Origin of the sequence: Sphingomonas taxi (assembly GCF_000764535.1) — a bacterium.
GTDB classification, from domain to species: domain Bacteria; phylum Pseudomonadota; class Alphaproteobacteria; order Sphingomonadales; family Sphingomonadaceae; genus Sphingomonas; species Sphingomonas taxi.
The window spans coordinates 1,686,329-1,711,443 of record NZ_CP009571.1 but is presented as its reverse complement, the minus strand read 5'-3'; the positions used below and the strand labels follow the sequence as shown (position 1 = coordinate 1,711,443).

The window sequence follows — 25,115 nt, the reverse complement described above, 5'->3', positions numbered from 1 at the left end:
AGATCAGATCAATGCTCAAGATTGAAAACCTGCACGCCGAGATCGACGGCAAGCCGATCCTCAAGGGGCTCACCCTCGCGGTGAACGCCGGCGAGATCCATGCGATCATGGGGCCGAACGGTGCGGGCAAATCGACGCTCGGCTATGTCCTCGGCGGGCGTCCTGGGTATGAGGTGACCGAGGGGTCGATCACCTTCGACGGGCAGGACCTGCTGGAGCTTGCTCCCAACGAGCGCGCTGCGGCGGGCGTGTTCCTCGGCTTCCAATATCCGGTCGAGATCCCCGGCGTCAGCAACGTCCAGTTCCTGCGCGAGGCGCTTAACGCGCAGCGCGGCGTGCGCGGTGAGAAGCCGCTGTCCGGGGCGGAGTTCCTCAAGCTCGCGCGAGAGGAGGCGCGCAAGCTCGACATGGATGCCGAAATGCTCAAGCGGCCGGTCAACGTCGGTTTCTCCGGCGGCGAGAAGAAGCGCAACGAGATGGTGCAGATGGGCGTCGTCAACCCCAAGTTCGCGATCCTCGACGAGACCGACAGCGGCCTCGACATCGACGCGCTGCGCATCGTCGGCGACGGCATCAACCGCATCATGCGCGCGCCCGACAAGGCGGTGCTGCTGATCACCCATTATCAGCGGCTGCTCGATTACGTGCGACCCGACGTCGTCCACGTGCTCGCCGACGGGCGTATCGTCCGCACCGGTGGCGCTGACCTCGCGCACGAGCTGGAGCGTGAGGGCTATGCGGGGGTGACGGCGTGATTTTCATTCACGCGAAGGCGCGAAGGCGCGAAGAGGGCGTGTCGCTTGGCATGCCGTCGGGTGTCCTCGATATGGTTTTTGTTCGCGCAGAGGCGCGGAGGCGCGGAGAGCGCGTCGCCGGAGGCGTGCTCCCGTCGATCATCCCCAACGATTTTGATATTGTGCTGACGCGCAAGAAGGCTCGCGCTGCAGGCGGCGTCGCGTCTTCTTCTCTTCTTCTCCGCGCCTCTGCGCCTCTGCGCGCAAAAAACCTTTCTTCTCTTCGCGTCTTCGCGCCTTCGCGTGACACCATTCAGCGAGCCGCCGCATGACCGCCGTTCTCGAATTGCCCACCACGCGCGAGGAAGCGTTCCGCTGGGCCGACATGCCCGCGCTGCAAGCCGCCCGCGCGCTGACGCCGCAGTCGGCGTCGGTGCCCGACGCGATCCTGCCCGACGCGGCGCGACTGGTGTTCGTCGACGGCTATCTCGATACCGATGTCAGCCGTCCCGGCGACCTTGCCATCGTTCCGGAAGCCCTTGCTAGCGATCACCCGCTTGCCCGCCATGCTGCGGGCGACGGCCACCGGATCACGCTCGCGCCGCGCACCGTCACCACGATCGAGATCGCCCGTGTCAACGCCGGCGGGGACAGCCAGACGCCGCTCGTCATCACGCTCGGCGAGGATGCCGTACTGACGCTAGTCGAGAGTTTCTCCGGTGCCGGCTGGACCAACACACTGACCCGGTTCGAATTGGGACAGGGCGCGCGGGTGATGCGTGCGGTGCGCGTCGTGCAGGACGCCGGCTTCGTCTCGACCCGCGACGAGGTGACGCTCGCCGAGGCCGCCAGCTTCGTCTCGGTCGCGCTCGGCGCCACCGCGGCGGGGACGCGGCTCGACGCGGCGCTGACGCTGAATGGCGACGGTGCCTATGCCGAGCTCGGCGGTGCGCTGCTCACCTGCGATGACCAGCGGCAGGAATGCGCGGTGCGCGTCCGCCATGCCAAGCCCAACGGCCAGTCGCACCAGCTCTGGCGCGCGGTCGCCGCGGATCGCTCGACGGTGAGCCTCGCCGCCGCGGTCGAGGTGGCGCGCGATGCGCAGAAGACCGACGGCGAACAGAGCCTGCGCGGTCTGCTGCTCCAGCGCACCGCGACGGTCAACCTCAAGCCCGAGCTGGAGATCTTCGCCGACGACGTGAAATGCGCGCATGGCGCGACGGTCGGCGAACTCGACGCGCGCGCGCTCTTCTACATGCAGAGCCGCGGCATTCCTGCGCCCCGCGCCAAGGCGCTGCTGACGCGTGCGTTCGTCGCGGATGCGCTCGATCGTATCGCGGACGAGACCGTGCGCGACGTCTTCGCTGCGGACGCCGACGCGTGGCTGGAGCAGACGCTGTGAGCGAATCCCCCCTGGACCGCGTCGCCGACTTTCCGGCGATTCCCGCGGGATGGGCCTATCTCGATACCGCGGCCACCGCGCAGAAGCCGCAGGTCGTGATCGACGCGATCGCGCGGGCCTATGGCGAGACCTATGCGACGGTGCATCGCGGCGTCTATCAGCGCTCGGCCGACATGACCGTCGCCTATGAGGCGGCGCGCGCCAAGGTCGCACGCTTCATCGGCGCGACGACGTCCGACGAGATCGTCTTCGTCCGCGGCGCGACCGAGGGGATCAACCTCGTCGCGCAATGCTGGGCGGCGACGCAGCTCAAGTCGGGCGACCGCATCCTGCTGTCGATGCTGGAGCATCACAGCAATATCGTGCCTTGGCAGATGGCCGCCGAGCGCGTCGGCGCGGCGATCGACGTGCTGCCGCTGACCGCGGATCATCGCATCGATCTCGATGCGATGGAGCGGATCCTCACGCCGCAGCACAAACTGGTCGCGCTTGCGCACGTCTCGAACGTGCTCGGCTCGGTGCTCGACGCGAAGCGCGCGACCGATCTGGCGCATGGCGTCGGCGCGAAGATCCTGCTCGACGGCTGTCAGGCGGTGCCGCGGATCGCGGTGGACGTCGCGGCGATCGGTTGCGATTTCTACGTTTTCTCCGGTCACAAGCTGTACGGTCCGACCGGGATAGGCGTGTTGTGGGGTCGCGGCGAGTTCTTGGCGCAGATGCCGCCCTATCAGGGTGGCGGCTCGATGATCGACCGCGTCACCTTCGCGAAGACGACCTATGCCCCGCCGCCGGGCCGGTTCGAGGCAGGGACGCCGCATATCGTCGGCGCGCTCGGCCTTGCCGCGGCGATCGACTATGTCGAGGGGATCGGGCTTGACCGCATCCATGCGCACGAAACCGCTCTGGTCCGCGACGCACGCGCGGCGCTGGCGTCGCTCAACTCGGTCCGCCTGTTCGGGCCGGAGGACAGCGCCGGCATCGTCAGTTTCGCGGTCGAGGGGGTGCATCCGCACGACGTCGGCACCATCTTGGACGAGGGCCGGGTGGCGATCCGTGCCGGCCATCATTGCGCGCAGCCGCTGATGGAGGTGCTGGGCGTGGATGCGACCGCGCGGGCGAGCTTCGCGGTCTACAACGGTCCGCAGGACATCGAGGCGCTGGTGAAGGGCGTCGAACGAGTGACGAGGATATTCGGATGAGCGATGCGATCCGTATCGAGGAAGTGGAGGCGGTAACGCCGGCGCCGCGTGCGCGCGTCGAGGACGTTGCGGACAATGCACCGCGCGAACGCGACTATCTGACCGGCTTTCTCCAGCAGCAGCCGCAGGGCGATGCACCGGGTGAGCCCGGCGGTGCGCTGTACGAGGCGGTGATCGACGCGCTGAAAGAGATCTACGATCCCGAGATTCCGGTGAACATCTACGATCTCGGGCTGATCTACGGCGTCGAGGTGGCGGACCACGGTCAGGCGGTGGTGACGATGACGCTCACCACGCCGCATTGCCCGGTCGCTGAATCGATGCCGGCCGAGGTCGAGATGCGCGTCGCCGCGGTGCCGGGGATCGCCTTCGCCGACGTCAATCTGGTCTGGGACCCGCCATGGGACCCGCAGAAGATGTCCGACGACGCCAAGCTCGAACTGGGGATGCTGTGATGGCGACAACCCTGCGCCAGCGGCCGGCGCCGCTGATCCTCACCGCCAATGCCGACGCGCGCATCGCCGACCTGATGGCGCGCGCGCCGGACGGCGCGATCGGTGTCAAGCTCTCGACGCCGCGCCGCGGCTGTTCGGGGCTCGCTTATTCGGTCGATTACGTCACCGAGGCCAAGCCGTTCGACGAGCGGATCGAGACACCCGGCGGCACTCTGTTCGTCGACGGCGGCTCGATCCTGTATCTCGTCGGCTCGACGATGGACTGGGTCGAGGACGATTTCACCGCCGGCTTCGTGTTCAACAACCCCAATGCCAAGGGCGCATGCGGCTGCGGGGAAAGCTTCACGGTCTGATCCGATCGGCTCCTCCCTCGCGTGGCGGGGGAGGAGCCCGCCGGGTCTAAAGGTCCCGCCCGTAGATGTTGTAGACCTTGTTGACGCGGCTATCGATCGTCTCGGCGATCGAGCGCATGCCTTGGTTGTCGTCGAGGATCCAGCCGATCTCGCCGCGGCTCGCGCCGTAATGCTGGACCGAGGCGACGCGGATATATTCGATCATCATGAAGGCGAGCTGACTCGCCATCCGCGATGCCTGCAATTCCTTGACGACGCCCATCAAGGGCACGCGCATCGTCCGCACCTTCGGCTTGCGCAGCCACAGCAGCAGCTTCGCCCAGCCGAACGGCAGCAGCGAGCCGTTGAGCGGCTTGAGCGGCTCGTTGAGGTCCGGAAGCGTGATCATGAACGCGACCGGCTTGCCGTCGAGTTCGGCGATGCGGATCAGGTCGTTGAACACGATCGGCTTGAGCTTGACGCCGACGTCCTTGATCTCGGGCGGGGTGAGGGGGACGAAGCCCCAATTGTCGCTCCACGCATCGTTGAGGATCGACAGGATGATCGCCGCCTCCTCCTCGAACTTGCGCTTGTCGACCTCGCGCACGACGATGCGCGGGTTGTTCTCGCCGGAGCGGATGATCCGCTTGACGATCGGCGGAAATTCCTGGGTGATGTCGAGCTCGTAGGTGAAGAGCTGCTTGACCTGCTGGTAGCCCGCACGCTCGATCCAGCCCTGATATTCCGGCTTGGCGTGGCCCATCATGATCGTCGGCGAATGATCGAAGCCCTGCACGAGAAGGCCCGGCTCCTCCCACACGGATTGCGAGATCGGACCGAGAGCGCGGGTCATGCCCTGCTCGCGCAGCCAGCCCTCCGCCTTGGCGAGGAGCGCGGCGAACACGTCTTCGCGCTCGGCTTCCATCGACCCCCATTGACCGACACCGGGACCGAACCCCTGTTCGGCCGGCATCGTCAGCGCCAGCGTGTCGATATGCGCCGAGATACGCCCGACCACCCGACCGTTCTCGCGGGCGAGGAACAATTGCACCTTGGCGTGGCTGTACCAGCCGTTCTTCTCGGGCGTGATCAGGCCCAGCGCCTCGCCCTTCAGCGGCGGGACCCAGGCGGGATCGTCCTTGTACAGCCGGAACGGCAGGTCGACGAACGCCTTGCGTTCGCTCTTGGTGATGACGGGGGTGATCGTCAGGTCGCTCATTCGGGCCTCCCATTTTGGCCCGCGATCTAGCACGGCGGCACGACAAGGCGAGTGACGTTTCCGTCATCACTGATCGATATGTTGCGGCGCCGCAGCGGCCGGGGCGCCTGTAAATGCCACGCTATCGCCACTATCTTCACGCAATGGACCAAGCCATGGAACGCTCGCTGACCCTCCCCCGCGCCCCCGTCGCCGAGCCGGCCGGACGCACGCCGCGCGTGCGGATCGCCGACGACAAGGCGATGCTGCGTGCGGCGGCGGAGGCGACCCGCGACCTGATCGCGCCGCGGCCCGGCATCTATTGGGCCGACCTGATCGGGTCGGTGGCGGTCGGCTATGGCGCGCTGGCTGCGGCGGTGACCGTCCGGCAGACCGGCTGGGTGGTGCTCGCTGCCGTCGTGTCGGCGTTGGCGCTGTATCGCGCGCTTAGTTTTATCCACGAAATCAGTCACATGAAGCATAGTGCCGTGCCCCGCTTCCGCGGTGCTTGGAATGCGCTGGTCGGCGTGCCGATGCTGGTGCCGAGCTTCATGTACGAGGGCGTGCACAACCTCCACCATGCGAAGACGCGTTACGGCACGTCGGAGGACCCGGAATATCTGCCGCTCGCGCTGATGAAGCCGTGGACGCTGCCGGCGTTCGTGGTGATCTCCGCACTGGCGCCGCTCGGGCTGCTGATCCGTTATGCGATCCTGTCGCCGCTGTCGCTGCTGTCCCCCAAGTTCCGCACGATCGTGATGGAGCGCTATTCGGCGCTGGCGATCAATCCGTCGTTCCGCCGTCGCGCCCCGGAAGGCGAGGCGCGGACGATGTGGGATCGCGTCGAGACCGCGGCGAGCCTGTGGGCGATCGCGGTCGTGGTGCTGACCGCGACGGGGGTCTTCCCGCTGCGCAGCGTCGCAATCGCGTTGGCGATCGGGTCGGGCGTCGCGGTGGTCAATCAGGTTCGCACTTTGGTTGCGCATCTGTGGGAGAATGACGGCGAGCCGATGTCGGTGACCGCGCAATATCTTGATTCGGTCAACGTGCCGCCGCCGGCGTTGTTGCCGGCACTGTGGGCACCGGTCGGCCTGCGCTATCACGCGCTCCACCATCTGCTGCCGAGCCTGCCGTATCACGCGCTCGGCGAGGCGCATCGCCGGATCACCGCGGCGGTCGAGCAGGGATCGCCCTATCATAAAGCGAGCTATGCCGGTCTGCCGGGATTGGTGAACAAGATCGTGCGGAGCACGTTCCACCCTCGGTAACCAGAGGATTGCGCTATAATAGGGCAGGACGGTTGCCGAAGGTGGGGGTCGGAAAATGATCATTTGGTCCGGCATCGTCGCCCTGCTGGCCGTTCCGTCGGTCGCCGCCGAAACCCTGCCGCCGGGGACGGTCACCCTCACCGTCGTCGATGACGGCAAGACCGACGGACCCGAGATCCCCGCGATCGCCGATGCGGTCGGCGATGCCTTCAATTCCGCCAATTATCTCGTCCTGCCGGCCACCGGTCCGAGCCGCTATCGTGCGCGGGTCGCGATCGACCATGAGCAGCGCGGTCTGGTCGGGGCGCCTTCCGGAACCAAGGCGCCTGCCGCCAGCGTCGCCAATTGGGGCGGGGGCGTGCAACTCGCGCTGCCGACTCAGAAGCAGGATCTGCGCGCGTTGATCGTGACGCGGATGACGATCACGCTTACCGCGTGGCGCGACGGGCGGACCTTGTGGACGGGCAGCGCGGTGACCGCGCAGGTTGGCGGCACGCAGGCGAACGCGCCGGCGGTGGTCGGTGCGAAGCTGGCGGGTGCTCTGGTGTCGCGGATGCCGGCGGTGCTCGAGGGGCCTTTGTCGGTGCCGTAAGGTGGTCGGACGGAAGAAGGTTGGTTCGCGCAGAGGCGCGGAGGCGCGGAGGTGTTGCGTTCGCCGTGTCAGCGGCTCTTCCTACCAAGGTCTCGCAGTTACAGGACCACGTCCGCCCCACGCGACACCTCTCCGCGCCTCCGCGTGAATCGATAACATCACCCCGTTGGTGCTGAGCCTGTCGAAGCACCGTGAGACTCACCTGCCCCCTTCGACGCCGCCTGCGGCGTCGCTCAGGACAGGCTTCGACAGGCTCAGGGCGAACGGTCGGAATTAAGTCTCCGCTCGTGTCCTATTCCTCGGTGCGGATCAGGACCGCTTCGCCGATCAGCAGGAACAGCAGGAACGGCGCCCAGGCGGCGAGGAAGGGCGGGTAGGCGCCGAGATTGCCCATTGCGAGTGCGAAATTGTCGGCGACGAAATAGGCGAAGCCCAGCGCCATGCCGATCACCGCGCGCACGAACAATTGCCCCGACCGGGCGATGCCGAACGCCGCGACCGCGCCGAGCAGCGGCATCAGCACCGCCGACAGCGGGCTGGAGAATTTGTGCCAGAGCGTGCCTTCGAGCGACTTCGTCGGCCGGCCGGCGTCGCGCAGGTCGCCGATCGCCGCGTGGAGCGCGGCGAAGTCGAGCCCGTCGGGGTTGACCGCACCCAGAGTGAACTGGTCGGGGCGGACGCCCGGCGCGACCTTGACCGTGCCGAGGTTGCTCAATTTGCCGGTGGCGACGTCGAAGCGCGTCGCCGGGCTGATCGCCCAGCCGTTGCCGGCATGGCGGCCGGTCGGCGCCTTGATGATCGCGACCAGCTCGCCGCCGGTGCGGTCGTAGACGGTGACGTTGCCGAGCCGCACCTGCTCGCCGCGCCCGCGCACCTGCTGCACCGCGATCAGGTCGTCGCCGTCGCGCACCCAGACGTTGGTCCGGTCGCCGCGGTCGATCGGCAGCGCGCCATAATCGGCGTCCTTCCACTGGTCCAGCGTCGCGGTGGCGCGGCTGACGATCCGTTCGTTGAAGGCGAAGCTGAGCCCGGCGACGCCGAGGCTGGCGACGAGCAGCGGCGCCAGCACCTGATGCGCCGACAGGCCGCCGGCCTTCAACGCAATGACCTCGCTGTTCTGGTTCATCGTGATGAGCGTCAGGATGGTGCCGAGCAGGACAGAGAAGGGCAGCAGGAAGGCGGCGATCTGCGGCGCGCGCAGCCCGACATATTGCCACACCTGTTCCTGCGTATTGCCGGGATGGGCGAGGATCTGGCCCGATTCGCTGAGCAGGTCGAGCGTCTGCAGGATCAGCAGCAGCGCGGCGAGCAGCCCGAAGGTGCGCACCAGGAACATCCGCCCCATGTAGATCGCGACGGTGCGCGACGGGAAGAAGCTGCTCATGCCGCCTGCTCCTTCTTGCGGCCGCGGCCGGGCAGATAGCGGGTGACGAGCTTGGCGAGCTTCGAGAAGGCGCGTTCGAGCGCGCCGATCGGTTGCCCGCCGGGGACATAGGCGATCTGATAATACATCCAGAGGATGATCCCGGCGAAGATGCAGAAGGGGACCCAGAGCGCGATCAGCGGATCGATCCGGCCGAGCTCGCCGATCGAGGCGGCATATTCGTTCACCTTGTGATAGGCGACGATCATCACGATCGCGAGGAACACGCCGAAGCCCGAATTGGAGCGTTTGGGCGGCACGCCGAGCGCGATCGCGAGCAGCGGCAACAGGAACATCGTCGCCACCTCGACCAGGCGGAAGTGGAATTCGGAGCGGCTGCTGTCGCGCTGCTCCTCGCTCTGCGCGCGATGGCCGAGCTTTGCGAGTTCGGGCAACGTGAATTCGAGGTTGCGGCCGCCGCGCTGGCGGAAATTCTCGTAGCGCGGCAGCGGGATCGGCAGATCGTGCGAGGTGAAGGTCAGCACCCGCGGCACGGTGAAATTGGGCGCCTTGTGCACCAAAGTGCCCTTCGTCAGGCGGAAGATGATCGTGTTGGGATCGTCGGTGGCGAGGAACTGGCCCGACTGGGCGGTGACCGAATAGCTGGTACCCTTGTCGTTGTAATAGACGAAGATGCCGTCGAGCTTGCGGCCCTTGTCATGGCTCTGCTCGATGCGCAGCGTCATGCGGTCGCCGAAATGGGTGAACTCGCCGACCTTGATCGACGCGCCCAGCGCGCCGGTGCGCAGCTCGAAGCGCAACTGCTCGTAATAATAGCGCGCCTTTGGCTGGACGAAGCCGACGATCGCGATGTTGAGCGCCGCGAGGATCAGCGCGTACATGAACGGCACGCGCAGCATCCGCGTGTAGCTCACCCCCACGGCGCGCAGCACGTCGAGTTCCGAATTGGCGGCGAGGCGGCGGAAGGCGAGCAGGATGCCGAGCAGCAGCCCGATCGGTATGCCAAGGCCGAGATATTCGGGCAGCAGATTGGCGAGCATCCGCCACACGACGCTGACCGGCCCACCCTCGGTGGCGACGAAGACGAACAGGCGCTGGATACGGTCGAGCACCAGCAGCATGGCGGCGATGGTCAGCGTCGAGAATAGCGGCAACGCGATCAGCCGGGCCATGTAGCGGTCGAGGGAGGTCATGCGGTCAGGGGCTCGGGCCGGGGCGGGGAGCGGCCGGTATAGGCGCGGGTGTCGGCAACGTCAGCTAAAATTCCCGTGGCTCATTCGGCGGCTATCTGCTGCGGCGGGGCGGGGCGTTCGGTCGCCATCGCCTTGCCGATCGCGCGCTCCAGCCCGCTGAGCGTGAACGGCTTGCGCAGCACCGGATGACGGCCGAACTCGCTCGCATTCGCCTCGCCGGCGAAGCCGGTGACGAACAGCACGGCGATATGCGGGTAATGCGGGGCGAGGGCGGCGATCATCTCCGGCCCGGTCTGCCCCGGCATCAGCACGTCCGAGATGATGAGATCGATGTCGTCGTTGCCGGCGAGCAGCGCCGGCGCCTTGAGCGGCGCGTCGCAGGCGATGGCGCGATGGCCCAGTTCCTCCAGCGCCATCATCGTCGCGGCGAGCACGCGCGGATCGTCCTCGACGACGAGCACGCGCAGCGCCTCGGCGAGCGGCGCGACGGTGACCGGCGCGACGACCGCGGCGGGCGCGGCGGTGCCGGCGCTGGTGTCGCGCGGCAGATAGAGGGTGACGGTGGTGCCGCATCCGGGCGCGGTCTCGATCGCGATGCCGCCGCGCAACTGCCGCACGAGGCCGAAGATCTGGCTGAGGCCGAGGCCGGTGCCCTTGCCCGCCGCCTTGGTGGTGAAGAAGGGTTCGTAGACGCGTTCGAGCACCTCGGGCGTCATCCCGGTGCCCGTGTCGGTGACCGCGAGCGTGACGTAATCGCCGGCGCAGCAATCGTCGACATGATCGTCGGCGAGCGTCGTCGCACCGGTCGCGATGACCAGCCGGCCACGACCGTTCATCGCGTCGCGCGCATTGACCGCGAGGTTGAGCACCGCATTTTCGAGCTGCACGCGATCGGCATGGACCTGCCAGCCGCGCGCGTCGTCGCGGACGACGACGGTGATCGCATCGCCGAGGGTGCGGTCGATCAGCTCGGACATCCCCGACACCAGCGCCGCCGCGGCGATCGGTTCGGGCTTGAGCGATTCCTCGCGGCTGAAGGCGAGCAGCCGCCGGGTCAGCGCCGCGGCGCGATTGGCGCCGTCGGTCGCATTGTCGAGATGCCGCGCCACCGTCGCCGGATCATGGCCGACCGCGCGCCGCGCGAGTTCGAGCCCGCCGAGGACGACCGCGAGCATGTTATTGAAATCGTGGGCGATGCCGCCGGTGAGCTGGCCGACCGCGTCCATCTTGTGGATCTGGCGGACCTTCGCCTCCTGCACGCGCAATTCGTCGGTCGCCTTGGTCACTGCGGCGGCGAGTTCCTCGGCGCGTTCGCGTTCCTCCTCCGCCTCGGCGCGGGCGAGGGCGCGCTCGCCGACCGCGTGCAGCGTAAACCAGCCGAGCACCAGCGCGCCGACGACGATCAGCACGCCGAAGATCGCCAGCACCGTCGCGATGCGGCTCGACCGGTCGACGGTGCGCATCGCATCGGCGGTGCGCTGGTCGAGCAGGGCGCGTTCGCGGGTGATGATCTGGTCGAGCGTCGTGTCGATCGCGGTCAGCGTCGGCGACTGGCGCGCCTTGTAATAACGGGCGAGCGCCTGGCTGTTCTGGCCGTAGGTGGTGCTGAGCGCGGTCAGCGACAGCTCCTCGCCGCGCCGTTCGTAGGCGGCGCGCAGGCGGCGGACGCGGGCGCTTTGCTCCGGCGTGTCGACGGTCAGCCGTTCGAGCCGGCCGAGCTGCGTTCCGGCGAGGCGCCATTGGTCATAATAGAGCTGGCCGAGCTCCTTCTCGGCCTTGCCGCTGATGACGTAGCGGCCGAGCGACGCCTCGGAGCGGGCGATCGTGCCCGACACGGTGCGGGCGAGGATCATCACGTCGTAGCTGTGCGCCTGCGCCTGCAACGCGCGGTCGCGCTGGCGGTTGGCCTCGCCCAGCGTCACGATGAGCGCGACGAGCACCGCCGCGCCGAGCAGACCCATCACGACGAGCGTGATCGTCCGCCAGGTCGCGTCGCCCTCCAGGGTCCCTACGGAGACCGTTTCGGCGTCGTTGCGAGTCACGGGCGTGAGGCTAGTCCGTTTCCCGCCGCGTGGAAAGCCGCCGCGGCGTGCGCCGCGGCAGGCTCAGCCGATCGCGCCCACGGCCTGCCCCGCGGCGCGGAAGGCGGCGAGCACCGCGTCGAGCTGCGCTGCGCTATGTTCGGCGCACAGCGAGCAGCGCAGCAGGAAGGTGCCGGCCGGCGTCGCCGGCGGGCGCGCCATGTTGACGTAGACGCCGCCGTGCAGCAGCCCCTGCCACATCGTCACCGCCTGTTCCTGGTCGTCGAGGATCACCGCGACGATCGCGCTGTCGGGCGCCTCGGTGCCGAGCCTGAAGCCCATCGCCTTGAGGCCGCCGTGGAGCTGGCGCGCGTTCGCCCAGAGCTGCGCGCGCTTGTCGTGCGCGGTCATCAGCTTGCGGATCGAAGCCGCCGCGGTCGCGACCACCGACGGCGGCAGCGAGGCGGTGAAGATATAGGCGCGGCAGGCGAGGCGGATCGCCTCGAACTTCGGGTGGTTCGACACGCAGAACCCGCCGACGGTGCCGACCGATTTGGAGAAGGTGCCGACGACGAAATCGACGTCCGCCTCCAGCCCCTGATCCTCATACACGCCGCGGCCGTTGGGGCCGTAGAAGCCCATCGAATGCGCCTCGTCGCTCAGCACCATCGCATCGTGCTTCTTGGCGACCGCGACCATCTCGCGCAGCGGCGCGACGTCGCCGAGCATCGAGTAGACGCCTTCCAGCACGACGAGCTTGCCCGCCTCCTTGGGCAGGCGGCCGAGCCTTTTGTCGAGATCCTCGACGCTGTTGTGGCGGAAGCGGACGATCTCGGCATTGCCCTGCTTGCAGCCGTCGTAGATCGAGGCGTGGCTGTCGGCGTCGAGGATGACATATTCACCCTTGCCGACGAGCGTCGAGATCATGCCGAGATTGGCCATATAGCCGGTCGAGAAGACGATCGCGCCGCTGGTGCCGTAGAAGTCGCGCAGCGCCTGTTCCGCTTCCATATGGTCGCGGAAGGTGCCGTTGAGCATGCGGCTGCCGTTGGTGCCCGAGCCGAACCGGTCGAGCGCGGCATGGCCGGCGGCGATGACGTCGGGGTCGAACGTCATCCCCATGTAATTGTAGGTGCCCAGCAGGATCGTGTCGCGGCCGGCGATCACCGCCTCGGTCGGGCTCTTCACCTGCTCCATGACGATCGCGAAGGGATCGGTGACGCCGGTGTCGATCAGCGCCTTGCGCTCGGCGATCAGCGAATCGAACTTGCTCATCAGGTCGCGCTCGGGCGCGACCGGGGCGGGATCGAGATCGAGCGTTTCGGACTGCAGGCCGGTCTCGGTCATGCGTCGCCCTTCAGCTTGGCGACGGCATCGGCGAGCTGGCCGACCGTCTCGATCTCCGCCTGCATGTTCATCGTGATGATGATCTCGAACTCGTCCTCGATCGCCGCGACGAAGTCCATCACGGTCAGGCTGTCCCACTCCAGATCGCCCTGGAAGGTGGTCGCCTCGGTCAGCGCGACGCCTTTCTTGTTGAACGGTTCGATCTGGGCCTTGATCGTGTCGAGGATCTGGGTGCGGTCGGTCATCATACTATCCTGGATGGCGGCCAAATACGGCAGGGTTGCGGCGCTATAGCAATCCGTTGGCACGATACCATCGCGCGGTTGCGGCGAGGCCTGCCTCCGGGGCGACGGACGGCGTCCACAGATCGGCCGGCGGGCGCAGCGCGGGGCGGGCGGTCCAGTCCGAATGGGCGAGATAATTCGCGCGATCGGCGGTGAGTTTGGCGCCCGATCCGCGCAGGCGCTTGTCGAGCTTCGCGCCGAGATGGAGGATCGCCTTGGGCAGGTGCAGCGCGAGGACGTGCCGGCGGCCGACCGCGCGGCCGATCGCCTGCGCCATCTCGTCATGGGTGAGGACGTGGCCGTCGTCGACCTCGTAGAGCGCGGGCGGCAGGTCGTGCGTGGCGAGCGTCAGCAACAGGCGGGCGAGATCGTCGACCGCGACCAGCGATACCTTGCCGCGCGGCGGCAGCAGCGCGAGGCCGAGCTTCGCGGCGCGGAACAGGTCGCGCATCTCCATGTCGCCGGGGCCGTATACGCCGCTCGGGCGGACGATGCTCCACGCGAGGGGGCTGGCCTCGACCAGCGATTCGGCCTCCGCCTTGGACCAGCCGTAGTTGGACAGCGCGGGTTCGCGTGCGGAGAGCGACGAGACGTGGACGAAGCGGCCGACGCCGGCGGCGGTCGCGGCGGCGAGCATCGCACGCGTGCCGTCGATATTGCCGGCGACGAAGCCGACGCGGTCGGGCGCGTTCACCACGCCGGCGACATGGACGATCGCGTCCGCGCCATCGGCGAGTGCGACGAGGCTGTCGGGACGGTCGAGCGCGCCTTCGATCCAGATGACGTCATTGCGGCCGGGTTGCGGCCGGCGGGTGAGCGCGCGGACGTGATGGCCGGCGGCGAGCGCCTGATTGAGCAGCGCGCCGCCGACGAACCCCGTCGCGCCGGTGATGGCGAGGGTGGTCATGAAGCGGCTCCTGCGATCGCGCCGGTAATGCTCGCGACCTCTACAAAGGACGATTTGTGCTCCTGCGAAAGCAGGAGCCCAGGGGTTTCGCAGACGGACAGCGGTCGTCTGCTTGGCCCTGGGTTCCTGCTTTCGCAGGAACGCTGGAACGGACGGGGTGCCGGTCGGCCTCTCGAAGAGGCTGGCGATCTCACAGCAGCGCCAGATGGTTGCGGTGGACCAGTGCGGCGCGGGGCGCGTACCCCAATATCGCCGCCTGCTCCTCCGAGCGCGTGCCGAGCAGCCGCAGCGCCTCGTCCGCCGCATATTCCGACAGGCCGCGCGCGATCGTGCCGTCCGGCCCCTCGATCGTCACCAGATCGCCGCGGCCGAATGCGCCCTCGATCCGCGTCGCGCCGGCGGCGAGCAGGCTGCCGCCCGCTGCCAGCGCGCGCGCCGCGCCCGCGTCAACGTGGATGCGGCCGCGCGCGGTCAGCCCGCCCGCCAGCCACGCCTTGCGCGCCGGTGCGGCGCGTTCGGCGACGAACAAAGTATGCCGCTGCGCCCCGGCGAGCGGGTGATCCAGTCGACCGCTGGCGATGGCGAGATGCGCACCCGCGCCGGTGGCAATCCGTGCCGCCGCGATCTTCGACACCATGCCGCCCGAACCCATGCCCGACGCCGATCCGGCATCGGCCATGCCGGCGACCGCGTCGATCCGCTCGACCCGTGCGATATGCCGTGCCGCCGGATTGGTGTGCGGGTTGGCGTCGTAGAGGCCGTCGACGTCGGACAGCAGCACGACGCCCTGCGCCCCCGCCGCCTGCGCGACGCGCGCGGCGAGCCGGTCGTTGTCGCCGAAGCGGATCTCCTCGGTGGCGACGCTGTCGTTCTCGTTGATGACCGGCACCACGCCGAGCCCGAGCAGCCGGCCCAGCGTCGCCGCGGCGTTGAGATAGCGGCGGCGGTCTTCGAGATCGTCGAGCGTCACCAGCATCTGCGCGGCGGTGAGGCCGTGGTCGCCGAGCAGCTCCGCCCAGGTCTGGCTGAGCGCGATCTGGCCGGTCGCGGCGGCGGCCTGCGCGTCCTCGAGGCTGGCGCGGCCGCCCTTGGCGAGCCCGAGTCGCCGCGCGCCGAGCGCGATCGCACCCGACGAGACGATCGCGACCTGCTGGCCGTCGCGGACGCGCGCGGCGATGTCGGCGACCAGCGTCGCGAGCCAGTCCCGCCGCACCGCGCCATCGGGTGCGACGAGCAGGGCGGAGCCGACCTTGACGATCAGGCGCGGGCAGGAGGCGGGCGGGAAGAGGGGCATGGGGTGGGGTCTAGCGAGGGATGACCGACAGCATAAGTCCTCGGTTGCCTGTCGACGCAGGGCCGATGGATATGGCCGCTTGGTTGTCGTCGCCCTTTCCACACTCCCTCGTCACCCCGGACTCGTGCCGGGGTCCACTCCGCGGCGAGGAGGGGGGCTCGAGGCGAGAGCGCACGCATGCGGTACGGTGGACCCCGGAACGAGTCCGGGGTGACGGTCCCGGGGTGCTATCGATCGAGCCCCATCGCTGTAACTATTCAGACGAACGGGCGCATCGGCTCACACCGGCGACCAGGTGATCTCGTCCTCGCCCTCGTCGCTGTCCGGCACCGTATCGGGCGCCGGGTCGATCGCCTCGAGCAACTTGTCGAGCACCCAGTCGACGCCAGTGCCGGCGGCGCCCGACAGCGGGATGACGTCGGTGCCGCTTTCCTCCGCCAGTTCGGCGGACAGCGCCTCGATCAGTTCTTCGTCGAGCATGTCGATCTTGTTGAGCGCGACGATATGCGGCTTGTCGATCAGACCGCCGCCATAGGCCTCCAGCTCGTCGCGGACGATGCGATAGCTTTCGGCGACGTCGTCGTCATTGGCGTCGACCAGATGCAGCAGCACGCGGCAGCGTTCGATATGGCCGAGGAACCGGTCGCCGATCCCCGCACCGTCGGCGGCGCCTTCGATCAGGCCGGGAATGTCGGCGACGACGAACTCGCGGCCATGATGGCGGACGACGCCGAGCTGCGGCCGCGTCGTGGTGAAGGCATAGGCGCCGACCTTCGCCTGCGCATTGGTCACCGCGTTGATGAAGGTCGACTTGCCGGCATTGGGCAGGCCGACGAGCCCGGCGTCGGCGAGCAACTTGAGCCGCAGCCACACCCACGCCTCCTGCTCGGGCCAGCCGGTGCCGTGCTGGCGCGGCGCGCGGTTGGTCGAGGTCTTGTAGCTGGCGTTGCCGCGGCCGCCGTCGCCGCCGCGCAGGAACATCTCGCGCTGGCCGACATGGGTGAAGTCGAGCAGCACCTCGTCCTTGTCCTCGGACAGCACCTGGGTGCCGACCGGAACCTTGATGACGAGGTCGTCGCCGCCGCCGCCGGTGCGGTTGCTGCCCGAGCCGCCCGAGCCGCGCGGCGCGCGGAAATGCTGGGTGTAGCGGAAGTCGATCAGCGTATTGAGGCCGGCCACCGCCTCGAAGATGATGTCGCCGCCCTTGCCGCCGTTGCCGCCGTCGGGGCCGCCATATTCGATGAATTTTTCACGTCGGAAGCTGACGGCGCCGGGGCCGCCCGAGCCGGAGCGGACGTAGATCTTGGCTTGGTCGAGAAAATGCATGGCGCCTCTTTAGCGTGCCCCGCGCGAACGGCCACCCCCGCGGCGGCGGCGCCATCGCCGATCGTGCGCGACAAGAGCAGTGTACGGCCATTTCGGCGGGCGCTAAGATCCGGCGGGTGACGATGCCGCGCGATTCCCAGGCCGATCCGGCTGCCGAACGACTGGCGTGGCAGCGTGTCTTCAGTGCGGACGGGCTGCCCGCGAGCGAGCGCTATGCCTGCTGGCGCGACGCCGATATCGCCGGCCTGTCGACGCGGTTCGACACGACGCCGCACGAACCCTTCACCGTCGCGATGGACTGGCTCGATCTCGGCACGATCGGCATCGGGCAGGCGCGGATCACCGCGCAGGACTGGGTGCGGCGGAGCGACACGATCGCGCGCGACCGAAGCGACGATCTGGTCGTCAACGTTCGGCACCACGGCGGCGCGCGCGGCGACATGGCCGGCCGCGATCTCGTCGCGCCGGGCGGATCGATCGTGCTGGCCGACCTCGCGCAGACGCAGGCGCATGGATCGGAGGCATCGGTCAGCACCGGCTTCACGCTGCCACGCGCGGTGGCGGAGCGGCTGCTGCCGGCGACGGTGCGCAGCCTGCACGGCCATGTCATCGCGCCGGAGCAGGCGGCGCTGCTCGTCTCGCATCTCGCGACGTTGCGCGACACCGCGCATCATCTGCCGGTGACCAGCGGCCCGGCGCTGGCGCAGACCGTGCTCGATCTGTTCACCATCGCGCTCTCCGCCAGCCTCGGCACCGCACCGGCCGATACCGAACAGCATGAGCGCGGCCTGTCGTTCGAACTGCGCGAGACGATCGAGCGGCACCTGGGCTCGCCGTCGCTCAACACGACGCGGCTCAGCCGCGCGCTCGGCGTGTCGCGCTCGACGTTGTACCGGCTGTTGCAGGAGGAGGGCGGGGTGCAGGCCTATATCCGCACCCGCCGGCTGGCGCGGATCGCCGAAAGCCTGCGCACGGCGGGGGACCGGCAGACGATCGCGATGCTTGCGGAGCGGTGGGGCTTTTGCGATGCCGCCTATCTCGGCCGGGCATTCCGCGAGGTCTATGGCATCACGCCGGGCGACTATCGCGCGCGGCATACGGGGGGCTAGACGGAAACGACGTTCGTCCGTCACCCCGGGCTCGACCCGGGGTCCCGCTTCTTCTGATCGGCACGCGCAAGAGGACGAAGCGGGACCCCGGATCAGATCCGGGGTGACGGGGTAGGCTTGGTAACCGCCGACCGGCGTCGCGACCCCCATCGCGATACCGATCGACGGCACCGTCAGGCAGATGCCTGGAGCATCCGCCTATCCGTGCATCCTCCACCCGTGGCAGCGTGCCTTGCTGCGGCCGCCGCCTTCGCTTGTCCGAGTCGGCGCCATTGGCCGTCCGACCGGCCGCGGCGTCGTGCGGGCGATCGGCGATCCATCGCGCGATATATCACGCGATCGCGGCCGCCGGCCCCTCGTGCCGCCGTCCTACCGGCTCGTGCCGCGGCGGTGCAGGGGCGGCGGCATTGACGCCGTGCCACGCGACATTGGCGATGGCTCAGCCGTCCGCCGCGAGCGGCGCGGCGAGCATCGTCGCGGCAAGCGCACGCGCCCGGTCACGCGGCAGGCCCAATGCGCGCGCCATCGGCGCCCCGAGCAAAGCATCGCCCAGCGCCATCAGCACCAGATGCAGCGTTTCGTCCTGGATCGGGCGGCAGGCGGGTTCGACCCCGGCGGTGAGGTCCTCGACCAGCGCGCGCACCGCGGAGAGGATGGGATCGAGCGCGTCGCGGTTGCCGGTGAGGATCATCCAGCTCGCCAGCGCGCCGGCGCCACCGCCGTCGAAGGCGTCGAACACCAGATCGACGATCCGACGCGGGTCGGGCTCCGCCGGCCGATCGAGGAGCAGCGCATCGCGGATCGTCGCGGTGATGTCGCTCGTCATCCGCGCGATCAGCGCCAGCTGCAGCCCCTCGGCCGAGCCGAAATGGTGGAGCAGATTGGCGTGGGTCCGCCCGATCCGGCCGCCGACCGCCTTGAGCGTCACCGCCTGCGGGCCGGCCTCGATCAGCAGCGCCTGCGCGGCGGCGAGCGCCGCCTCGCGGGCGTCGGCGGGGGACAGGCGTTTGCGGAGGGTTGCGATCGACACAGCGGAGGCCTATTTACATGAATGTCAGTATGAGGACGCGAGTCCTGTGTTGAAGGTTTCCATGGCGAAAGCAACCACGCCCGACGATCTGGTCATCACCCCGCGCGACCGCCGCTTCGGCCGGGGCACGCGCATGGGCCGCTGGTGGCTCAACGACGATCCGGTCGCGACCGCCTTCTACAATGCGCTCTCGGTCACCTTTCCCAAGGGCGAGGGCTATTTCGTCGACAGCGTGCGCAAGTTCCGCGACGGCACCCCGCCGAAGCTGACCGGCGAGATCAACGCCTTCATCAAGCAGGAGGTGATGCACACGCGCGAGCATGTCGCCTTCAACCGCCATGTCACCGATCAGGGCTATGACGTGCGCCGGCTCGACAAGGACGTCGACGACGCGCTCGCGCTGACCAAAGGGCGGCCACCGATCGCCAGCCTCGCCGCGACCACCGCGCTCGAACATTTCACCGCGATGCTGGCGCACGAGCTGATCGCCAATCCCCGGCATCTCGCCGGCGGCGAGGAACAGGCCAAGGCGCTGTGGCTGTGGCATGCCGCCGAGGAGATCGAGCATAAGGGCGTCGCCTACGACACCTGGCTGCATGCGACCAAGGACTGGCCGCGCTTCACGCGCTGGCGGGTCAAGTCGACGGTGATGCTGATCACGACATGGCGCTTCTTCACCGGGCGGACGCGCGGGATGCTCGAATTGCTGCGGCAGGACGGGATGACCGGGCCGAAGGTGTGGGCGCGGCTGTTCTGGTATGCGTTCGGCAACCCCGGCATGGCGCGCAAGGTCGCCGGGGTCTGGGCGGCCTATTTCCTGCCCGGTTTCCATCCGTGGCAGCATGACGACCGCGCGTTGATCGGGCTGGCGGAAAGCGATTACGAGGCGGCGGTGCTGCCGCGTCCGGCGTGACGCGCCGCGACGGGCTTCAAACGCTGCCGTGAAACGCGCTAGGGTCGCGGCATGACGCGATACGGCAAAAGGTTCTGGCTCCTGGGTGCGGCGATGGCCGGGCTCGCCGGTTATGTCGATGCGATCGGATTTCTCAAACTGGGCGGGCTGTTCGTCTCGTTCATGAGCGGCAATTCGACGCGACTCGCGGTCGGGCTGGCGTTGGGACTGCCCGTCGCCGGAGTCGCGGCGGGGCTGATCGCCGCTTTCGTCGGCGGGGTGGTGGCGGGCACGATCGTCACCGTCGCCGCCGGCGCGCGCCGCAAGCCGGCGGCATTGGTCGGCGTCACCCTGCTGCTCGCCGGTGCCGCGGCGACCGACGGCCGGGTGTCGGTCGGCGCCACCACCGCTTTGCTCGCCGCGGCGATGGGAATGGCCAACACCTTGTTCCAGCACGATGGCGAGGTCAGCGTCGGCGTCACCTATATGACCGGGGCGCTGGTCAAGTTCGCGCAGCGGCTGGCGGCGGCAATGATGGGCGGCCCGCGCTGGGCGTGGCTGCCCTATCTGTTGCTGTGGTGCGGCCTCGTCGGGGGCGCGGTGCTCGGCGCGCTCGTCTATCCGCGACTCGGTACCGTCAGCATCACCGCGGCGGCCGGGGTCGCGGCGCTGCTGACGGTCTATGCGGCGCTGCTCGGTCCGGCCGATCGCGTCGCGGTGAGAGCCTAAGCGGCGATCGGCATCGGCTCGCATCGGTCGACGAGGTCGAGCTCGTAGCTGAGCGTCGCCGCCGCCTCGGTGCGGGCCGGCGAGTGCCGCGTCGCGGTCCGGCCGGTGGCGCGGAATCCGAGCTTGCGCAGCACCGCGCCCGAAGCGGGATTGTCGGCGAAATGCCAGGCGTCGAGGCGGCGCAGCGGCAGCGCATGGCGCGCCATGTCGATCACCGCACGCCCCGCCTCTGTCGCATAGCCGCGTCCCCAGGCCGACGGCGTCAGCCAATAGCCGAGGTTGGGCGCGCCTTCATGCTCCGAGATGCCGATCCCGCCGATCAGCGCCGGCGCGCCGCGGTCATGCGCGACGATCACGAAGCGCGCCTCGTCATGCGCAAGCGGCGCGGCGCAGAACGCCTCGGCATCGGCGAGGCGATAGGGGTGGGGGACGCGCAGCAGCATCCGGATGACCGCGTCATGCCCGATCGCCTGCGCCAGCGCCGCGGCATCCTCCGGCCATGCCGGCCGCAGCGTCAATCTCTTGGTCCTGGCGAACATTTCTCGCTCTCTCCTCGGCCGCGCCCATGCCACGCGCCTGTGACGCGGCAGGGACAAAAGGTTGGGGAGCAAGAAAAAAGGGAGCCGGGGTGACCCGCCTCCCTGATTTGGTTGGCACCGCCTGGGCGGTGCGACCGGGTCACCCTGGTGGGCAACCCGGCTGGTCACCCGATGTTATTCGGCGGCTTCCGCCATAATCTGCACCGAGCAGAATTTACGGCCGAGCTTGCCCTCGTGGAATGCCACGCGGCCGTCGACGAGCGCGAAAAGGGTGTGATCCTTGCCGATGCCGACATTGGCGCCCGGATAGAATTTGGTGCCGCGCTGACGCACGAGGATGTTGCCGGCGATCGCTTCCTGACCACCGAACTTCTTCACGCCGAGGCGACGACCGGCCGAATCGCGACCGTTGCGCGACGAACCGCCTGCTTTCTTATGTGCCATGCTGCTCTACTCCTGTTCGCGCTTGTGGCTCAGCCGACCGAGACGATCTTGAGGATCGTGTGGTTCTGGCGATGGCCGTTCTTGCGGCGATAATTGTGACGGCGGCGCTTCTTGAAGACGATGACCTTCTCGCCCTTCGCCTGCGCGACGATCTCGGCGGCGACGGTGAGGCCCTCGACGCTCTTCAGCTCCGAGCCTTCGCCCGCGAGCAGGACGTCACCCAGCGTGATCGATGCGCCGGCTTCGCCGTCCAGCTTCTCGACGACGATCTTGTCTCCGGCGGCGACGCGATACTGCTTGCCGCCCGTGCGCACGACTGCGAACATGGCTTTAGTCACTTCCCAAAAAACATATGCCCACTCGGGAAGGCCCGGCGGGATGAGCGGTGGCAGCTAAGGAAAACGCGGGGCGCTGTCAACCACCGGCGCCGCGATTCTGCGGTCCGCCGGCGATTCTGCTCGACTCAGTGGCGATGTTCGCGGCGCAGGGCGTAGCGGCCGTCGGCGAAATCGGTGAACAGACCGGCGATCGCCGGATGATCGATCGGCTCGTCGCTTTCGTCGGCGACCAGATTCTGCTGGCTGACATAAGCGATGTAGCTCGATTCCATATTCTCGGCGAGCAGATGGTAGAACGGCTGCTCCTTGGTCGGGCGCACGCTCTCGGGAATCGCCTCATACCATTCGTCGGTATTGGAAAAGACCGGATCGACGTCGAAGATCACGCCGCGGAAGTCGAACAGGCGGTGACGGACCACATCGCCGATCGAAAAGCGGGCATGGGCGATCGCGGGGACATCGATGTCGCCGAAGGGCAGCACACCGGTAGGATCGTGACGAGGCATGAGCGCAATCTAGGGGGCTTTCTGCGCCGCACAAGCGCAAGGGTGCTTGCCAGCGCAAAACGAACCCGTTAGAGGCGCGCCCTCGACCGACCGATCAGGCCCTCGCGCCTCGAAACGTCTTCTGCGGAGAGGTGGCAGAGTGGTCGATTGTACCGCACTCGAAATGCGGCGTGCCTTTGCGGGCACCGAGGGTTCGAATCCCTCCCTCTCCGCCACTACGTCCTATGGGACGGTCGATACCTTTTAAATTATGATGTGAATGCAGCGGCTTAGCTGATGCTGGGCGCGTCTATAGACGCGTATACGGCGCTGCAGATCCTGGTTTAAAGCCAACGCGTCTACGTTCAGATCTCAGCGGCGCTGACAGCGTGGTGCGCCCATTTTTGGCTCACTAGCGTGAGTGATCTGATGCTATACCGCTATGATGTGATGCTCTCTGGCATGGCCTTGGCGATTTGATGGTGCAAAGAACAACCCACCCGCCGCGGTACAGCGAGGCCTTCCCCAGGGTATCGATGGGCGAGGCGCTACGTGGTCGAAAGGTAGGCAAGCCGGATGTCCTTTGGCGTAATCGCCTGGGACACGCGGTTGGTTTCGCGACCTTAGACTCGCCAGAACCTGATACAATCGTGATGTCGTTCCATCTCCAGGATTTACCGTATGTAGATGGCGCCGATGGCGATGTCGAAATTGCTGTCGAGTACAAAGGCTCGACGCAAAGCAACTTGCGTCCTTTTGCTGTATGTAAGGAATGTTGCAGGCACATAGATGTGATAATATTTGCAGGAACTGAGTGGCTTTGCAAGACTTGTCTGTGTCTGTCTAATCGCTCTACGCTGATCGACCCTGTAGTGAGGATCACAGAAGAGCTGGAAGATATCGAGCAGAGCATCGGGGAGGGGCGGCCTAACGGCATGCGTGTGACCCGCTTTGAGATGTTGCAGCAGCGCCATGATGATCTGCTAGCTCAACTGCGTGGTAAGCCGCGCCGCGGTGCTAGCCGGGACTATCAGGCCAGGATCGATGCGGAATGGCTTCCGCGCTCTTCGTTCGTCATCGGCCATTTGGGTGGCGAGTGGCATGAAGGCCGTTGATGAGCGACACCGGTGGCAGATCCCGGACTCCGGCTTTGGACTGCTGGGAACGGAGCTGTTCGCCAACCGCCCCATCGCGGACATGCTTCATGAAAAGACATCGTCCCGCGTGATGCAAGCATCGGCTCACGCGCTAGCGGCAGAGCCCTTTTCTCAACTTCAAGTGCGCAGGCGGCTGATTGAAGCTGCGACCTTTGATGCTCCCATAGTGCTGGACGATGTGATCAGGGTCACAAAAGTGTCTCGGGTCTCTGCCGCGCGCTTCAGGGCGGCGATACCGTTCACGGGTGACCCCGACCTTTTTCAAGCAAAGGGGCACGGGTCGGCTCGCAGGAAGCTAAAGGCCACGATCGATGGTAACAGCCTCGTCATCACCGCCACGTCATTTGCATGTGACGTGGCGATGGTGCCCTATGCCATTGCCTCGGAAGTCATTGCCATTCGGGAAATGCTAGCTGAGCAGCAGGATTTCATCCTGAAACATAATCGGCAGGCCGTAAAAGCATGGCGTGCGTTTGTCGACGAGCGCTGGGATGCGCTGTGCACGATGCGGACATTCGCGGTCCGATCTGTTCAAGATCAGGTCGAACGCGACAGGCGAGACATATTGCTGGCCTACGATGTTATCTTCGGGAAAAATGGCTCTCGCGTCGACTTGGATGAGTTTATCCTCAACACGTAGGCGATAATAGGCATCCATATTGCCTAGTTTCACATCACGCCTCATCGTCCTGGTGCCACGGATCGATCTCGTCCCAGCCAAGCCGCATGTAATGCTCACGGAACATCCGCTGCGCCTGAACGGCAGCTAGGATCCAAAAAGCCGGCGCCACGATGAAGAGCAGTGGCCAGGCAACGAGGAGCGTTCCGATCAGGACGACAAGCGTGAAGGCGAACGGTCGCCACAGGTTGCGCGCGGCCATGTAGAACAGGCCGAACAGCAGCATCCAAAGCCAGGCGCGGCGCGGTACGCTCTCGCGCCACCCGGTAGCCGGGTTCTCGTAGATGGCGGTGACCTCATAAGGGTCGAACGACTGCGGACGGCGGGGTAGGCGACGGCCGCCGTGGCCGTGGTTCACAGACACGCGCGCACCTCCTCGACCCGGTTACGGTCACTGAGCGCCCACATGGTCTTGAACTGATGCATGATGACGTGGGTGCCGGTCGCGGTGGGCGTGGTTTCGATCATCAGTATTGGATAGGTATCGCCAAGCACCAGCATGGCGCCGTTCTCGCGCGGTACGGACTTCGGCGTAGCGCCGCCGAGCTTCAGCCAGGCGGCAGACACGCAGGCGATGACCGCGTTGCCATCACGCGCGCTGTCGGCGACAAACACCGGCTCGCGCTTCTGCATACCGTTGACCGACATTGCCGGGTTACAGGCACTCGCCACCAATGGCAGCACGAGCGCAGCGACCGTCCTCGAAATCGTCATGTGAAGCTCCCCTCTTGCGGGGCGCCTCGTGCAGCTTCGCCGATAGTCGCCCCTATGTTCCTC

29 protein-coding genes and 1 tRNA gene are annotated in these 25,115 nt (G+C 67.4%); 14 read left to right on the top strand and 16 right to left on the bottom strand.

Going from position 1 to position 25,115, the window contains the following annotated elements; translation table 11 throughout:
* The first annotated feature begins 11 nt into the window (after window positions 1–11).
* From sufC to MC45_RS07645, 6 genes are read left to right on the top strand one after another with little or no spacing between them, the layout of a single operon-like run.
* Window positions 12–755 (top strand): Fe-S cluster assembly ATPase SufC, encoded by a 744-nt coding sequence (gene sufC / locus MC45_RS07665; RefSeq protein WP_038661487.1) that lies wholly within the window; start codon window positions 12–14, stop codon window positions 753–755.
* Window positions 752–1,066 carry a hypothetical protein gene (locus tag MC45_RS19275; protein WP_156143802.1) on the top strand — a complete coding sequence of 105 codons (315 nt, stop codon included), beginning with the start codon at window positions 752–754 and terminating at the stop codon, window positions 1,064–1,066. The genes sufC and MC45_RS19275 overlap by 4 nt, the downstream gene beginning before the upstream one ends.
* Entirely contained in the window at window positions 1,063–2,136 is a 1,074-nt protein-coding gene (locus tag MC45_RS07660; protein ID WP_038661485.1) for a SufB/SufD family protein, read from the top strand. The genes MC45_RS19275 and MC45_RS07660 overlap by 4 nt, the downstream gene beginning before the upstream one ends.
* Window positions 2,133–3,335: an aminotransferase class V-fold PLP-dependent enzyme gene (locus tag MC45_RS07655; RefSeq protein ID WP_245640879.1), complete on the top strand. Its 1,203-nt coding sequence runs from the start codon at window positions 2,133–2,135 to the stop codon at window positions 3,333–3,335. The genes MC45_RS07660 and MC45_RS07655 overlap by 4 nt, the downstream gene beginning before the upstream one ends.
* Window positions 3,332–3,790, top strand: coding sequence for an SUF system Fe-S cluster assembly protein (locus MC45_RS07650; RefSeq protein WP_038661478.1), 459 nt, complete (start codon window positions 3,332–3,334; stop codon window positions 3,788–3,790). Before MC45_RS07655 ends, MC45_RS07650 begins: the two co-directional genes overlap by 4 nt.
* Window positions 3,790–4,143 carry a HesB/IscA family protein gene (locus MC45_RS07645; protein ID WP_038661475.1) on the top strand — a complete coding sequence of 118 codons (354 nt, stop codon included), beginning with the start codon at window positions 3,790–3,792 and terminating at the stop codon, window positions 4,141–4,143. The genes MC45_RS07650 and MC45_RS07645 overlap by 1 nt, the downstream gene beginning before the upstream one ends.
* A gap of 46 nt (window positions 4,144–4,189) precedes the next feature.
* On the opposite strand, the gene MC45_RS07640 is transcribed toward MC45_RS07645, so the two are convergent.
* On the bottom strand, window positions 4,190–5,341 hold the full coding sequence (locus MC45_RS07640; RefSeq protein WP_038661472.1) for a hypothetical protein: 1,152 nt from the start codon (window positions 5,339–5,341) through the stop codon (window positions 4,190–4,192).
* 155 nt (window positions 5,342–5,496) lie between these two features.
* Between MC45_RS07640 and MC45_RS07635 the strand changes: the two genes are divergently transcribed.
* On the top strand, window positions 5,497–6,588 hold the full coding sequence (locus tag MC45_RS07635; RefSeq protein ID WP_038661469.1) for a fatty acid desaturase family protein: 1,092 nt from the start codon (window positions 5,497–5,499) through the stop codon (window positions 6,586–6,588).
* Between the two features lie 55 nt (window positions 6,589–6,643).
* Window positions 6,644–7,180: a hypothetical protein gene (locus tag MC45_RS07630; protein WP_052075565.1), complete on the top strand. Its 537-nt coding sequence runs from the start codon at window positions 6,644–6,646 to the stop codon at window positions 7,178–7,180.
* 292 nt (window positions 7,181–7,472) lie between these two features.
* Here MC45_RS07630 and lptG read toward each other — a convergent pair whose 3' ends face one another.
* From lptG to obgE, 8 genes are all read right to left on the bottom strand, one after another.
* Window positions 7,473–8,564 carry an LPS export ABC transporter permease LptG gene (lptG, locus tag MC45_RS07625; protein ID WP_038661466.1) on the bottom strand — a complete coding sequence of 364 codons (1,092 nt, stop codon included), beginning with the start codon at window positions 8,562–8,564 and terminating at the stop codon, window positions 7,473–7,475.
* The gene (lptF, locus tag MC45_RS07620) at window positions 8,561–9,757 is read right to left on the bottom strand and encodes an LPS export ABC transporter permease LptF (RefSeq protein WP_171009336.1); all 1,197 of its coding nucleotides are present in this window, start codon (window positions 9,755–9,757) and stop codon (window positions 8,561–8,563) included. Before lptF ends, lptG begins: the two co-directional genes overlap by 4 nt.
* A gap of 80 nt (window positions 9,758–9,837) precedes the next feature.
* On the bottom strand, window positions 9,838–11,718 hold the full coding sequence (locus MC45_RS07615) for an ATP-binding protein (protein WP_081974537.1): 1,881 nt from the start codon (window positions 11,716–11,718) through the stop codon (window positions 9,838–9,840).
* A 144-nt stretch (window positions 11,719–11,862) separates the two neighbouring features.
* A complete protein-coding gene (gene spt, locus MC45_RS07610; RefSeq protein ID WP_038661461.1) occupies window positions 11,863–13,125 on the bottom strand; it encodes a serine palmitoyltransferase in 1,263 nt (420 codons plus the stop codon).
* A complete protein-coding gene (locus MC45_RS07605; RefSeq protein WP_038666809.1) occupies window positions 13,122–13,370 on the bottom strand; it encodes an acyl carrier protein in 249 nt (82 codons plus the stop codon). Before MC45_RS07605 ends, spt begins: the two co-directional genes overlap by 4 nt.
* A gap of 43 nt (window positions 13,371–13,413) precedes the next feature.
* Window positions 13,414–14,316, bottom strand: a complete 903-nt coding sequence (locus tag MC45_RS07600; protein WP_038661458.1) for an NAD-dependent epimerase/dehydratase family protein — start codon at window positions 14,314–14,316, stop codon at window positions 13,414–13,416.
* Between the two features lie 190 nt (window positions 14,317–14,506).
* Window positions 14,507–15,610: a glutamate 5-kinase gene (gene proB, locus MC45_RS07595; protein WP_038661455.1), complete on the bottom strand. Its 1,104-nt coding sequence runs from the start codon at window positions 15,608–15,610 to the stop codon at window positions 14,507–14,509.
* A gap of 279 nt (window positions 15,611–15,889) precedes the next feature.
* A complete protein-coding gene (gene obgE, locus MC45_RS07590) occupies window positions 15,890–16,936 on the bottom strand; it encodes a GTPase ObgE (RefSeq protein WP_038661452.1) in 1,047 nt (348 codons plus the stop codon).
* Between the two features lie 122 nt (window positions 16,937–17,058).
* Between obgE and MC45_RS07585 the strand changes: the two genes are divergently transcribed.
* A complete protein-coding gene (locus tag MC45_RS07585; protein WP_081974380.1) occupies window positions 17,059–18,045 on the top strand; it encodes a helix-turn-helix domain-containing protein in 987 nt (328 codons plus the stop codon).
* 439 nt (window positions 18,046–18,484) lie between these two features.
* Here MC45_RS07585 and MC45_RS07580 read toward each other — a convergent pair whose 3' ends face one another.
* Window positions 18,485–19,069: a TetR family transcriptional regulator gene (locus MC45_RS07580; protein WP_038666803.1), complete on the bottom strand. Its 585-nt coding sequence runs from the start codon at window positions 19,067–19,069 to the stop codon at window positions 18,485–18,487.
* Window positions 19,070–19,136: 67 nt separating this feature from the next.
* Here MC45_RS07580 and MC45_RS07575 point away from each other — a divergent pair, with 67 nt between their 5' ends.
* Both MC45_RS07575 and MC45_RS07570 read left to right on the top strand, forming a co-directional pair.
* On the top strand, window positions 19,137–19,988 hold the full coding sequence (locus tag MC45_RS07575) for a metal-dependent hydrolase (RefSeq protein WP_038661449.1): 852 nt from the start codon (window positions 19,137–19,139) through the stop codon (window positions 19,986–19,988).
* Window positions 19,989–20,039: 51 nt separating this feature from the next.
* Window positions 20,040–20,696 carry a YoaK family protein gene (locus MC45_RS07570; RefSeq protein ID WP_038661447.1) on the top strand — a complete coding sequence of 219 codons (657 nt, stop codon included), beginning with the start codon at window positions 20,040–20,042 and terminating at the stop codon, window positions 20,694–20,696.
* Here the strand turns inward: MC45_RS07570 and MC45_RS07565 are convergent.
* From MC45_RS07565 to hspQ, 4 genes are all read right to left on the bottom strand, one after another.
* On the bottom strand, window positions 20,693–21,235 hold the full coding sequence (locus MC45_RS07565; RefSeq protein WP_038661444.1) for a GNAT family N-acetyltransferase: 543 nt from the start codon (window positions 21,233–21,235) through the stop codon (window positions 20,693–20,695). The two genes, MC45_RS07570 and MC45_RS07565, sit on opposite strands and share 4 nt — an antisense overlap.
* A 174-nt stretch (window positions 21,236–21,409) precedes the next feature.
* Window positions 21,410–21,679, bottom strand: a complete 270-nt coding sequence (rpmA, locus tag MC45_RS07560) for a 50S ribosomal protein L27 (protein ID WP_037534549.1) — start codon at window positions 21,677–21,679, stop codon at window positions 21,410–21,412.
* 29 nt (window positions 21,680–21,708) lie between these two features.
* Window positions 21,709–22,005 (bottom strand): 50S ribosomal protein L21, encoded by a 297-nt coding sequence (rplU, locus tag MC45_RS07555; protein WP_017979337.1) that lies wholly within the window; start codon window positions 22,003–22,005, stop codon window positions 21,709–21,711.
* Between the two features lie 137 nt (window positions 22,006–22,142).
* Window positions 22,143–22,523: a heat shock protein HspQ gene (gene hspQ / locus MC45_RS07550; protein WP_038661436.1), complete on the bottom strand. Its 381-nt coding sequence runs from the start codon at window positions 22,521–22,523 to the stop codon at window positions 22,143–22,145.
* 125 nt (window positions 22,524–22,648) lie between these two features.
* Between hspQ and MC45_RS07545 the strand changes: the two genes are divergently transcribed.
* The 3 genes from MC45_RS07545 (at window position 22,649) to MC45_RS07535 (ending at window position 24,299) form a co-directional block, all read left to right on the top strand.
* Window positions 22,649–22,738: transfer RNA gene (locus MC45_RS07545), tRNA-Ser, on the top strand.
* A 417-nt stretch (window positions 22,739–23,155) separates the two neighbouring features.
* A complete protein-coding gene (locus MC45_RS19270) occupies window positions 23,156–23,617 on the top strand; it encodes a hypothetical protein (protein ID WP_156143801.1) in 462 nt (153 codons plus the stop codon).
* Entirely contained in the window at window positions 23,604–24,299 is a 696-nt protein-coding gene (locus tag MC45_RS07535; RefSeq protein ID WP_038661429.1) for a hypothetical protein, read from the top strand. The genes MC45_RS19270 and MC45_RS07535 overlap by 14 nt, the downstream gene beginning before the upstream one ends.
* A gap of 34 nt (window positions 24,300–24,333) precedes the next feature.
* On the opposite strand, the gene MC45_RS19265 is transcribed toward MC45_RS07535, so the two are convergent.
* On the bottom strand, window positions 24,334–24,702 hold the full coding sequence (locus MC45_RS19265; protein ID WP_156143800.1) for a hypothetical protein: 369 nt from the start codon (window positions 24,700–24,702) through the stop codon (window positions 24,334–24,336).
* Window positions 24,693–25,052: a hypothetical protein gene (locus tag MC45_RS07525; RefSeq protein WP_156143799.1), complete on the bottom strand. Its 360-nt coding sequence runs from the start codon at window positions 25,050–25,052 to the stop codon at window positions 24,693–24,695. The genes MC45_RS19265 and MC45_RS07525 overlap by 10 nt, the downstream gene beginning before the upstream one ends.
* Window positions 25,053–25,115 lie beyond the last annotated feature (63 nt).

Bases quoted from the DNA above. Each gene is read 5' to 3' on its own strand.
- sufC (WP_038661487.1), top strand. From the start codon at position 12: ATGCTCAAGATTGAAAACCTGCACGCCGAGATCGACGGCAAGCCGATC.
- MC45_RS07660 (WP_038661485.1), top strand. From the start codon at position 1,063: ATGACCGCCGTTCTCGAATTGCCCACCACGCGCGAGGAAGCGTTCCGC.
- MC45_RS07650 (WP_038661478.1), top strand. From the start codon at position 3,332: ATGAGCGATGCGATCCGTATCGAGGAAGTGGAGGCGGTAACGCCGGCG.
- MC45_RS07645 (WP_038661475.1), top strand. From the start codon at position 3,790: ATGGCGACAACCCTGCGCCAGCGGCCGGCGCCGCTGATCCTCACCGCC.
- MC45_RS07640 (WP_038661472.1), bottom strand. From the start codon at position 5,341: ATGAGCGACCTGACGATCACCCCCGTCATCACCAAGAGCGAACGCAAG.
- MC45_RS07635 (WP_038661469.1), top strand. From the start codon at position 5,497: ATGGAACGCTCGCTGACCCTCCCCCGCGCCCCCGTCGCCGAGCCGGCC.
- MC45_RS07630 (WP_052075565.1), top strand. From the start codon at position 6,644: ATGATCATTTGGTCCGGCATCGTCGCCCTGCTGGCCGTTCCGTCGGTC.
- lptG (WP_038661466.1), bottom strand. From the start codon at position 8,564: ATGAGCAGCTTCTTCCCGTCGCGCACCGTCGCGATCTACATGGGGCGG.
- lptF (WP_171009336.1), bottom strand. From the start codon at position 9,757: ATGACCTCCCTCGACCGCTACATGGCCCGGCTGATCGCGTTGCCGCTA.
- MC45_RS07615 (WP_081974537.1), bottom strand. From the start codon at position 11,718: ATGGGTCTGCTCGGCGCGGCGGTGCTCGTCGCGCTCATCGTGACGCTG.
- spt (WP_038661461.1), bottom strand. From the start codon at position 13,125: ATGACCGAGACCGGCCTGCAGTCCGAAACGCTCGATCTCGATCCCGCC.
- MC45_RS07605 (WP_038666809.1), bottom strand. From the start codon at position 13,370: ATGACCGACCGCACCCAGATCCTCGACACGATCAAGGCCCAGATCGAA.
- MC45_RS07600 (WP_038661458.1), bottom strand. From the start codon at position 14,316: ATGACCACCCTCGCCATCACCGGCGCGACGGGGTTCGTCGGCGGCGCG.
- proB (WP_038661455.1), bottom strand. From the start codon at position 15,610: ATGCCCCTCTTCCCGCCCGCCTCCTGCCCGCGCCTGATCGTCAAGGTC.
- obgE (WP_038661452.1), bottom strand. From the start codon at position 16,936: ATGCATTTTCTCGACCAAGCCAAGATCTACGTCCGCTCCGGCTCGGGC.
- MC45_RS07585 (WP_081974380.1), top strand. From the start codon at position 17,059: ATGCCGCGCGATTCCCAGGCCGATCCGGCTGCCGAACGACTGGCGTGG.
- MC45_RS07575 (WP_038661449.1), top strand. From the start codon at position 19,137: ATGGCGAAAGCAACCACGCCCGACGATCTGGTCATCACCCCGCGCGAC.
- MC45_RS07570 (WP_038661447.1), top strand. From the start codon at position 20,040: ATGACGCGATACGGCAAAAGGTTCTGGCTCCTGGGTGCGGCGATGGCC.
- MC45_RS07565 (WP_038661444.1), bottom strand. From the start codon at position 21,235: ATGTTCGCCAGGACCAAGAGATTGACGCTGCGGCCGGCATGGCCGGAG.
- rpmA (WP_037534549.1), bottom strand. From the start codon at position 21,679: ATGGCACATAAGAAAGCAGGCGGTTCGTCGCGCAACGGTCGCGATTCG.
- rplU (WP_017979337.1), bottom strand. From the start codon at position 22,005: ATGTTCGCAGTCGTGCGCACGGGCGGCAAGCAGTATCGCGTCGCCGCC.
- hspQ (WP_038661436.1), bottom strand. From the start codon at position 22,523: ATGCCTCGTCACGATCCTACCGGTGTGCTGCCCTTCGGCGACATCGAT.
- MC45_RS19270 (WP_156143801.1), top strand. From the start codon at position 23,156: ATGTCGTTCCATCTCCAGGATTTACCGTATGTAGATGGCGCCGATGGC.
- MC45_RS07535 (WP_038661429.1), top strand. From the start codon at position 23,604: ATGAAGGCCGTTGATGAGCGACACCGGTGGCAGATCCCGGACTCCGGC.
- MC45_RS07525 (WP_156143799.1), bottom strand. From the start codon at position 25,052: ATGACGATTTCGAGGACGGTCGCTGCGCTCGTGCTGCCATTGGTGGCG.